Annotated in this window: 1 protein-coding gene; it reads left to right on the top strand. The window is 60.5% G+C overall.

The window, feature by feature from the left end; translation table 11 throughout:
• The coding region (locus ACR0LF_RS23605; RefSeq protein WP_480584069.1) for a formate--tetrahydrofolate ligase at positions 1-1,307 on the top strand (1,307 nt) is incomplete at both ends.

Raw genomic sequence — 1,307 nt, 5'->3', positions numbered from 1 at the left:
GGTGAAGGCAAGACCACCACCACCGTGGGTCTGGGCGACGGCCTGAACCGCATCGGCAAGAACGCGATGATCTGTATCCGCGAAGCCTCGCTTGGCCCGAACTTCGGCATGAAGGGCGGCGCTGCAGGTGGCGGTTACGCGCAGGTTGTTCCGATGGAAGAGATGAACCTGCACTTCACAGGTGACTTCCACGCGATCACTTCGGCACACTCGCTGCTGTCGGCCATGATCGACAACCACATCTACTGGGGCAACGAAGCTGAAATCGACGTACGCCGCGTTGCATGGCGTCGTGTGGTCGACATGAACGACCGCGCGCTGCGTCAGATCACTGCCTCGCTGGGCGGTGTGTCGAACGGCTTCCCGCGTGAAGCAGGCTTTGACATCACCGTGGCGTCGGAAGTTATGGCGATCCTGTGCCTGGCCAACGACCTGAAAGACCTGGAAAAGCGTCTGGGCGACATCATCGTTGCTTACCGCCGCGACAAAACTCCGGTTTACTGCCGTGACATCAAAGCCGAAGGCGCAATGACCGTTCTGTTGAAAGACGCGATGCAGCCGAACCTGGTGCAGACGCTGGAAAACAACCCGGCATTCGTCCACGGCGGCCCCTTCGCGAACATCGCGCATGGCTGTAACTCGGTCATCGCGACCAAGACCGCCCTGAAAGTTGCCGACTATGTCGTGACCGAAGCTGGCTTCGGTGCCGACCTGGGTGCCGAGAAGTTCATGAACATCAAGTGCCGCAAAGCCGGCATCGCACCTTCGGCAGTTGTTCTGGTTGCCACCGTGCGCGCGATGAAGATGAACGGCGGCGTTGCCAAGGCCGATCTGGGCGCGGAAAACGTCGACGCGGTTGTGAACGGTTGCGCCAACCTGGGCCGCCACATCGAGAACGTGAAGTCCTTCGGTGTTCCGGTTGTTGTCGCCATCAACCACTTCGTCACCGACACCGATGCCGAAGTTGACGCGGTCAAGAGCTACTGCGCCGATCACGGTGTGGAAGCGGTTCTGTCGCGTCACTGGGAACTGGGCTCGGAAGGCTCGGGGCCTCTGGCCGAGAAAGTTGTCGAAATCGTTGAAGGTGGCACCGCGAACTTCTCGCCGATCTATCCTGACGATATGCCGCTGTTCGAGAAGGTCGAAACCATCGCCAAGCGCATCTACCGCGCCGACGAAGTTCTGGCCGACGCAAAAATCCGCAACCAGCTGCACGAGTGGGAAGCAGCGGGCTATGGCAACCTGCCGGTCTGCATGGCAAAGACCCAGTACTCGTTCTCGACCGATCCGTCCCTGCGCGGCGCGCC

This window comes from Ruegeria sp. E8, from assembly GCF_056533985.1.
The sequence above is the reverse complement of the archived record's forward strand: the minus strand, read 5'-3'. Positions and strand labels throughout refer to the sequence as shown.